The organism is Pseudomonas taiwanensis DSM 21245 (genome assembly GCF_000425785.1).
Lineage (GTDB): Bacteria > Pseudomonadota > Gammaproteobacteria > Pseudomonadales > Pseudomonadaceae > Aquipseudomonas > Aquipseudomonas taiwanensis.
Genome location: NZ_AUEC01000016.1, coordinates 168,608 through 174,681 on the forward strand (window position 1 = coordinate 168,608; position 6,074 = coordinate 174,681).

Consider the following 6,074-nt stretch of genomic DNA (forward strand, 5'->3'; position numbering starts at 1 on the left):
GGTTTCTTCCGTTTTTTAACCGTTGGTTTACATTCCCCTGATGACCAAAAAACGAATCCTCCCCCCTGACCGTCTCGCGGAATGCGAAGCGGCACATGCTTTGTTCTTGGCGAAAAAGAACGAGCTGAAGCTCAGCCAGAAGAAAATCGCAGATGAGGCCGGCATGACCCCGGCTGCGGTTAATCTCTACTTCAAGGGCCTGAACCCGCTGAACGCAAAGTTCGCTGCCGTACTGGCCAGGCTTCTGGATGTGCCGGTGGAGAAGTTCAGCCCGCGCCTGGCTGATGAGATTCGGGCTCTGAGGTCCCTACCGACCGGCGACCAGGACCACAAGAAAGGCGCAGCTGAAAAGGTGATGGCGATGCTGAAGCAGCACGCCGGGAAGAAGCTAGACGAGGATGCCCAGCAGAAGATCGCAGCGGCCGTGGCTGACTCCCTGGTTGAGGAGCGCCCAAACAACGTCGTGTCGGCCGATTTCTCCGGCCTGAAGGTGAAGAAGGACGAGATCTTCATCCCCCAGTACGACATCCGGGCCTCAATGGGCCACGGCCAGGTACCGCCCGACTACACCGAGGTCATGCGGAATGTGATCGTCAAGGAGTCGGTGCTGCACGAGAAAGGCGTCACCTACACCTCCCAATCCGCGCTGGCCATGATTTTCGGCTGGGGCCAGAGCATGGAAGGCACGATCAACGACAAAGACCCGCTGATCGTTGACCGCGGGGTGAACGAGTTCGTGGGTGATGGCATCTACGTGCTGACCTGGCACGGCCACCTCTACATCAAGCGTCTGCAGTTCTTCGACGAGGACCACTTCTGGCTGATCTCGGACAACCCAAAGCACAAGGATCAGCAGGCCCGGATCGAGGATGTCACAATCCACGCGAAGGTCCTTTTGATCTGGAACGCCAAGAAAGCCTGAATGAGCCCGCCATGAGCGGGCTCTTTCGTTTCAGAATGGTGCTTCTTCCTCCAGGGCCTCGAGCTCCTCAATAGGGGCCTCGCGGTCCTCATCGCTCTGCATTTCCCACTCGATTTTCACCCCGCCCTCTTCCAGTTCGGTGACTTCCAGACCATCCGTCTCGCCCAGGATGCGCATGATCTCGTCCCACTCCGCGTCACCATCCGTGTCCAGGCGATGAATGGCCACCCAGCGCTGCTCCTGCGCTTTCGGGTGGTTAATCATGTTCGATACCCTCAGGCCCAGCCGCTCTAGAGCGGTCATTCCCTGGCGCTGCTGCGTTGGCGCCGTTTTGTTCTGCTTGGCCATGACACCTCCTTTTTAACTGTATATGCATCCAGTAATGCGGATCATAGCGTACGGCCATACAAAATAAATTAACCATCGGTATTGACGAGAAATCTATACCGATGGTTAACTACATCCATCGCAGTCACTCACGAGGGACTGCAGAGGCCCTCAAGCCTCACCGCTCTTTAACAACCAAGACCGCCGAGCCTGCAGGCATAGCAGGCCACCATCCCCGCAGGGCTCTGGTGCGATCAGGTGTCCTCTGGGCAAAACCCGTTGGACTCAAGCGGTGCGCAAACCTCAATCGAAGCAGGGAGCGCATTTGCCGGATAAGCGACCGGCACCTGAGAGATAAACAGATTTCCTCGATGCCCTTCTTGCGAGGGGTATCAGGGAAGTCAACGAGCTGTAAACCGAAGGCTTACAACTGAATCAACTGCTCTGGAGGGCAAGACGATGCGTGTCGGAGATCGCGTGACAACGCCAGACGGACAAGGAGTGATCGCAGCCACTGAATTCTACTCACGGCTTGGCGGCGGGATTTTCCGCTACGGAGTAAAGCTGGATATTCAAAGGTACATCTACCCAATTGCCTATTACTGGCATGAGGAACTGAGCAGCCATTGATTCCCTGACAGCCGGAAAGACGGCCCGATGCCCTGCTCCCCATCGCAGGGTGGGTCGGGATGCGACTTGTAGTTTGCCTCGGCGGATCAGGGGCGCCACACCAAGCTGGTGCGGCCAGTTAGGTAGCGCTGCCGAAGCTGGCGTAAGTCTTTGGGGTTCGAATCCCCACCAAGTCGCATCACCGATACACCCCGCATCCCCTTCCCTTCACATACGACCGCATTGGCAGGCGCCAGGCCACCTTTCACGGTGGGTTTGGTCACCCGCGCCTGGCTCCTGGCCAATGCGGCCGCACAACCACCCCTGGAGGCGACCATGGCTCGTGAGTATGAGCTGTACGCAGACAGCGCCCAAGCCCGGGAGGTCGACCGCCAGTACCAGCTATTCGGCGACACGGCCTGGGCTGACCACCTGACCTCGAAGCAGGCCAGGGCAAACAACGAAGCTTGGAACACGATGATCCGCGAACGTGATGAGCGCCAGCGGGCAGAAAGCCGCCGAGTGATCGGCTCGGCTCTCGACAAGATGGAAACCATGTGCGGCTCAGGTGCCGCCCGGAGGACAGCGTGAACAAGAAGACCAAGCAGGACGTTGTTGCCTTCATTGAGTCGCGCTTCGACTGGGCGCGAGATCGATTCACCGATGTGCTCCGGGCTGAGCTCGACACTGCGATCGATCTGGCCGGCCTCACTGGCGCCATCGACCTTACCGAACAGCGCCATTACAAAGAGCGCCTCACGCGATTCGTCGAAAGCGACCATCTGCAATGGGCCAAGGCAAACGGGAGGGTGGCATGAGCACGGCACCGGTTAAATCTCTGATTGACGAACAGCTGGAGCAGATCGAACGCACGCTTGCAGTGATCAGCTTCGGCATACCTTTCAATGAGGCCGTCGGCCTGCCCCGCGAAACATCGGTGCAAAGCCTGACGCGCAGCCTTGGCGTCACCATGAAAGGCCGCCGCATCGCCATTCGTGTGCGGCCATGAGCCGTCAGCAAGCGCGGCGCTTAGCTTTCTGGCGCGGCAGCTTCATCACCCTTTCCCTGTGCACCGCCTGGATGCTCGCCAGCGCTTACGCCAGCTGCATCACCTCCTGAGGTAACCATGAACACAACACCCCGCCTGGCCGCCCAGCTCGACTGGATGACGGTCGGATCGTTCTCGCCTGAGCAGTATCAGGGCGATGAGCGCAAAGAGTACGAAGACGAGGCCGCTCGCATTGAGCGGCAATGGGAAAACCAACCGAACTGAGGGCATCCCAATGTTCAAGAAAGCCGAACGCAAGCAGGCCAAGCTACGGCTGGCACTTGCTGGGCCATCCGGGTCTGGAAAGACCATGTCAGCGCTGCTCATGGCCAAGGGCCTGGGCGGGCGTATTGCGGTAATCGACACCGAGCACGGCAGCGCGTCGCTGTATGCCGACATCGCAGATTTCGACGTGCTGGAGTTGCACGCACCCTACTCGCCTGAGCGATACGCCGAAGCGATCACCGCCGCAGAACAAGCAGGATACAGCGTGTTAATCATCGACAGCTACTCGCACGAGTGGACCGGCTCCGGCGGGTGCCTTGAGTCGAACGAGAAGCTCGCGCACCAGAAGTTCAAGGGCAACACCTGGGCAGCCTGGAACGAAACCACGCCGCGCCACCGCAAGCTGACGGACAAGATCCTGACCAGTCCGCTGCACATCATCTGCACCATGCGGAGCAAGACCGAGACGGTCCAGGGCGAAGGCAAGAAGGTCATCAAGCTCGGGATGAAATCCGAGCAGCGTGACGGAACCGACTATGAGTTCACCGTGGTGCTCGACATCACGCACGACGGCCACGCCGCCATCGCCAGCAAGGACCGGACGAAGCTGTTCGATCAGCCCGAGGTGATCAGCGAAGACACCGGGCGCCGGCTGCTGGCCTGGCTTAACGACGGCAAGTCGCAGGCTGACCTTCAGGCCACGGCCCTTCAGGATGCGCTTTCGAAGATCCCGGTTACCGAGACGATGCAGGAACTGCAGAGCGTTTACTCGGCAGCCTACCGGATCCTTGAGCAATCACCCGACCGTCTGGCGCAGCTGAATGCAGCCAAGGACCAACGCAAAGCAGAACTCGCGGAGAAAGCAGCATGAGAGGTGTCAACAAAGTCATCCTGGTCGGCACCTGCGGTCAGGACCCCGAGGTCCGCTACCTGCCTAATGGCAACGCGGTCACCAACCTGAGCCTGGCCACCAGCGAGGCCTGGACCGATAAGCAGACCGGCCAAAAGGTCGAGAAGACCGAATGGCACCGCGTGGTGCTGTTCGGAAAGGTCGCAGAGATCGCCGGAGAGTATCTGCGCAAGGGCTCCCAGTGCTACATCGATGGGAAGCTCAAGACCCGCGAATGGGAAAAGGACGGCATCAAGCGGTACAGCACAGAGGTGCACGTCGATATCAACGGCACCATGCAGCTGCTGGGCGGCCGGCCGGATAACCAGGGCGGCGGCCAGCAGCAACAACAGCGGCAGCCTCAACAGCGCCAGCAGCACAACTACAACGCAAATGACAACTACGGACAACAGAGCCAGCAGTCGGCTCCGCCGGATAACTTCGACGACGACATCCCGTTCGCCCCACTTCACCACCTGGCGGGTGCATAGCCATGAGCGATTGCGGCGAGCATCCCAGCGTCTACTACCTTGGCCGGGAATGCCGCCGCAACGGTGGCGGCAAGCTGGCTAACCCATTTACCTCATGCACGTTCCAAGGCTCTTGGTGGCTGGCTGGATTCAACGACATGGATATGGAAATTGAGCAGAAAAATCCGAAGCGCGCTGCAAAGAACAAGGCGGCGTGAGCAGTTCAACCTACCGCCCAGCGGATTGAAAGAGGTGCCGTATGGCGATGTCTCAACAGGCCCGCGACGAGAAGCGCCGCGCCAAGGCCGCCAAGTTGCAGGAAGAAGACCTGCGCTTGAAGGTTCGACCAGGGACTAAACAGGCCCTGCTTGAGCTGATGGAATGGGCCGGGATCGAGGAACAGGGCGAGGCAATGACGCTGATGATTCATCACGTCGAGGCACTTGGGCATCATGCGCTGTTCATGATCGCGCGCCACGAAATCGAAGCTCACCGAACCGTGGCGCGGAGCGAGCCGCTGCGACTGTCAGCCAGGAAGCGAACCGGTCAGCACCTGCGAGCGATCTGCGGTTGGGTTGACGCCACCTACAGCCAGATGATCGAAGCTCTGATCCACGGCATTCACGCCCTTGGCAGGCCGCACGCGGCGAAGTTTCTTACCCCGCCGCGGCACGAGATCAGCATCTCGCCTCGCCTGGCCCTGGCCTTCGACCGGAAGAGCATGCTGATGATTCAGCAGGATCCGGGGGATGAAGTCATCGCCCCAGCCTCTTAAAATCAAGACGAGGCGTTGAGCACTCGTCTAATTACAGCGACAAAGGTTTGATAACTAGCTTGGGGATGGTCTTGGCTGACAAGCTGTTCGCCGGCTGTAGATAGAATTGCCCCGTTCTGACTAACCAAGAATCTGGCAACCTCAATTGGCTCAGCTGTAACCAAAGACTTGGTGCAGACAACAGCCTCAACCATGCCAAAACCAGTTCGCCAATCTCCTTGGCACTGGACTGAGAACTTCTTGCCCATGACCTCGCCATCTAGGCGGCCCTCTCCCGAGTCGGGTGACGTCAGCACTGCACCATCCAGGTAAACGCTACCCAGTTCTCGCCAATGCCGGAACATGTCGAGCAGCTTGTCCTTTGCCCATTTGGTAGCGAAGTCAGCCGACGCCAGCTCTCCCCGAAATAGGTCAGCATTGTACTCAAAATCGCTCTTTTTCATCTTCATTTTCCTATTCCGGCTCCATGCCGGTCACCCGTAATACCCCATCCAAAACCAAATTGCCACCATGCCGCATCCGGCCACGGAGGGCGGCGCATGCATGGAGTACCGCAATGCAAGTCGAGACCTCTACAGTCACCAAGCTGCTGATCACCGGCGCCGAAGGCCTGGACCCGATCAGCGTCTACCTCGAAGACTTCGCACCCTGCAAGGGAAAGATCACCGTCAGCTGCTACGACAAGACCTGGCACGCCTACTGGGGCGGCATGTGGGATGGCCTGACCATCGGCCAGTTCTTCTGCAAGCTGCACGACGCCTACATCATCGGCTACTTCGACCGGTCGCTGAGCTCTCGCCGGTTCAGTG

The 6,074-nt window shown here is 59.1% G+C and carries 13 protein-coding genes; 11 read left to right on the forward strand and 2 right to left on the reverse strand.

All coding sequences use genetic code 11. From position 1 onward, the window contains the following. Nucleotides 1-40: 40 nt before the first annotated feature. Nucleotides 41-922 (forward strand): LexA family transcriptional regulator, encoded by an 882-nt coding sequence (locus H620_RS0108185; protein WP_027907147.1) that lies wholly within the window; start codon nucleotides 41-43, stop codon nucleotides 920-922. A 30-nt stretch (nucleotides 923-952) separates the two neighbouring features. On the opposite strand, the gene H620_RS0108190 is transcribed toward H620_RS0108185, so the two are convergent. Next, on the reverse strand, nucleotides 953-1,270 hold the full coding sequence (locus H620_RS0108190) for a DUF1654 domain-containing protein (RefSeq protein WP_027907148.1): 318 nt from the start codon (nucleotides 1,268-1,270) through the stop codon (nucleotides 953-955). Nucleotides 1,271-1,708: 438 nt separating this feature from the next. Here H620_RS0108190 and H620_RS26910 point away from each other — a divergent pair, with 438 nt between their 5' ends. The 9 genes from H620_RS26910 to H620_RS0108230 all read left to right on the forward strand — a co-directional run bounded on the left by H620_RS26910 (nucleotide 1,709) and on the right by H620_RS0108230 (nucleotide 5,265). Further along, nucleotides 1,709-1,879, forward strand: coding sequence for a hypothetical protein (locus tag H620_RS26910; RefSeq protein ID WP_155950776.1), 171 nt, complete (start codon nucleotides 1,709-1,711; stop codon nucleotides 1,877-1,879). A gap of 315 nt (nucleotides 1,880-2,194) precedes the next feature. Further along, complete coding sequence (locus H620_RS0108195; protein WP_027907149.1) at nucleotides 2,195-2,449, forward strand: hypothetical protein; 255 nt, start codon at nucleotides 2,195-2,197, stop codon at nucleotides 2,447-2,449. Then, nucleotides 2,446-2,676 carry a hypothetical protein gene (locus H620_RS0108200; RefSeq protein WP_027907150.1) on the forward strand — a complete coding sequence of 77 codons (231 nt, stop codon included), beginning with the start codon at nucleotides 2,446-2,448 and terminating at the stop codon, nucleotides 2,674-2,676. Before H620_RS0108195 ends, H620_RS0108200 begins: the two co-directional genes overlap by 4 nt. After that, nucleotides 2,673-2,867 (forward strand): hypothetical protein, encoded by a 195-nt coding sequence (locus H620_RS0108205; protein ID WP_027907151.1) that lies wholly within the window; start codon nucleotides 2,673-2,675, stop codon nucleotides 2,865-2,867. The genes H620_RS0108200 and H620_RS0108205 overlap by 4 nt, the downstream gene beginning before the upstream one ends. A 117-nt stretch (nucleotides 2,868-2,984) precedes the next feature. After that, nucleotides 2,985-3,131 (forward strand): hypothetical protein, encoded by a 147-nt coding sequence (locus H620_RS26915; protein ID WP_155950777.1) that lies wholly within the window; start codon nucleotides 2,985-2,987, stop codon nucleotides 3,129-3,131. Between the two features lie 10 nt (nucleotides 3,132-3,141). Beyond that, the gene (locus H620_RS0108220; protein ID WP_027907152.1) at nucleotides 3,142-4,002 is read left to right on the forward strand and encodes an ATP-binding protein; all 861 of its coding nucleotides are present in this window, start codon (nucleotides 3,142-3,144) and stop codon (nucleotides 4,000-4,002) included. Next, nucleotides 3,999-4,511, forward strand: coding sequence for a single-stranded DNA-binding protein (locus tag H620_RS0108225; protein WP_027907153.1), 513 nt, complete (start codon nucleotides 3,999-4,001; stop codon nucleotides 4,509-4,511). The genes H620_RS0108220 and H620_RS0108225 overlap by 4 nt, the downstream gene beginning before the upstream one ends. A 2-nt stretch (nucleotides 4,512-4,513) precedes the next feature. Continuing rightward, nucleotides 4,514-4,708 (forward strand): hypothetical protein, encoded by a 195-nt coding sequence (locus H620_RS25615; RefSeq protein ID WP_049818737.1) that lies wholly within the window; start codon nucleotides 4,514-4,516, stop codon nucleotides 4,706-4,708. Between the two features lie 41 nt (nucleotides 4,709-4,749). Then, nucleotides 4,750-5,265 carry a hypothetical protein gene (locus H620_RS0108230; protein WP_027907154.1) on the forward strand — a complete coding sequence of 172 codons (516 nt, stop codon included), beginning with the start codon at nucleotides 4,750-4,752 and terminating at the stop codon, nucleotides 5,263-5,265. A gap of 2 nt (nucleotides 5,266-5,267) precedes the next feature. On the opposite strand, the gene H620_RS0108235 is transcribed toward H620_RS0108230, so the two are convergent. Beyond that, the gene (locus tag H620_RS0108235; protein ID WP_049818738.1) at nucleotides 5,268-5,708 is read right to left on the reverse strand and encodes a hypothetical protein; all 441 of its coding nucleotides are present in this window, start codon (nucleotides 5,706-5,708) and stop codon (nucleotides 5,268-5,270) included. A gap of 113 nt (nucleotides 5,709-5,821) precedes the next feature. Here H620_RS0108235 and H620_RS0108240 point away from each other — a divergent pair. Continuing rightward, the coding region (locus tag H620_RS0108240) for a phiTE_072 family protein (protein WP_027907156.1) at nucleotides 5,822-6,074 on the forward strand (253 nt) is incomplete at its 3' end.

Bases quoted from the DNA above. Each gene is read 5' to 3' on its own strand.
- H620_RS0108185 (WP_027907147.1), top strand. From the start codon at position 41: ATGACCAAAAAACGAATCCTCCCCCCTGACCGTCTCGCGGAATGCGAA.
- H620_RS26910 (WP_155950776.1), top strand. From the start codon at position 1,709: ATGCGTGTCGGAGATCGCGTGACAACGCCAGACGGACAAGGAGTGATC.
- H620_RS26915 (WP_155950777.1), top strand. From the start codon at position 2,985: ATGAACACAACACCCCGCCTGGCCGCCCAGCTCGACTGGATGACGGTC.
- H620_RS25615 (WP_049818737.1), top strand. From the start codon at position 4,514: ATGAGCGATTGCGGCGAGCATCCCAGCGTCTACTACCTTGGCCGGGAA.
- H620_RS0108230 (WP_027907154.1), top strand. From the start codon at position 4,750: ATGGCGATGTCTCAACAGGCCCGCGACGAGAAGCGCCGCGCCAAGGCC.
- H620_RS0108190 (WP_027907148.1), bottom strand. From the start codon at position 1,270: ATGGCCAAGCAGAACAAAACGGCGCCAACGCAGCAGCGCCAGGGAATG.
- H620_RS0108195 (WP_027907149.1), top strand. From the start codon at position 2,195: ATGGCTCGTGAGTATGAGCTGTACGCAGACAGCGCCCAAGCCCGGGAG.
- H620_RS0108220 (WP_027907152.1), top strand. From the start codon at position 3,142: ATGTTCAAGAAAGCCGAACGCAAGCAGGCCAAGCTACGGCTGGCACTT.
- H620_RS0108235 (WP_049818738.1), bottom strand. From the start codon at position 5,708: ATGAAAAAGAGCGATTTTGAGTACAATGCTGACCTATTTCGGGGAGAG.
- H620_RS0108225 (WP_027907153.1), top strand. From the start codon at position 3,999: ATGAGAGGTGTCAACAAAGTCATCCTGGTCGGCACCTGCGGTCAGGAC.
- H620_RS0108205 (WP_027907151.1), top strand. From the start codon at position 2,673: ATGAGCACGGCACCGGTTAAATCTCTGATTGACGAACAGCTGGAGCAG.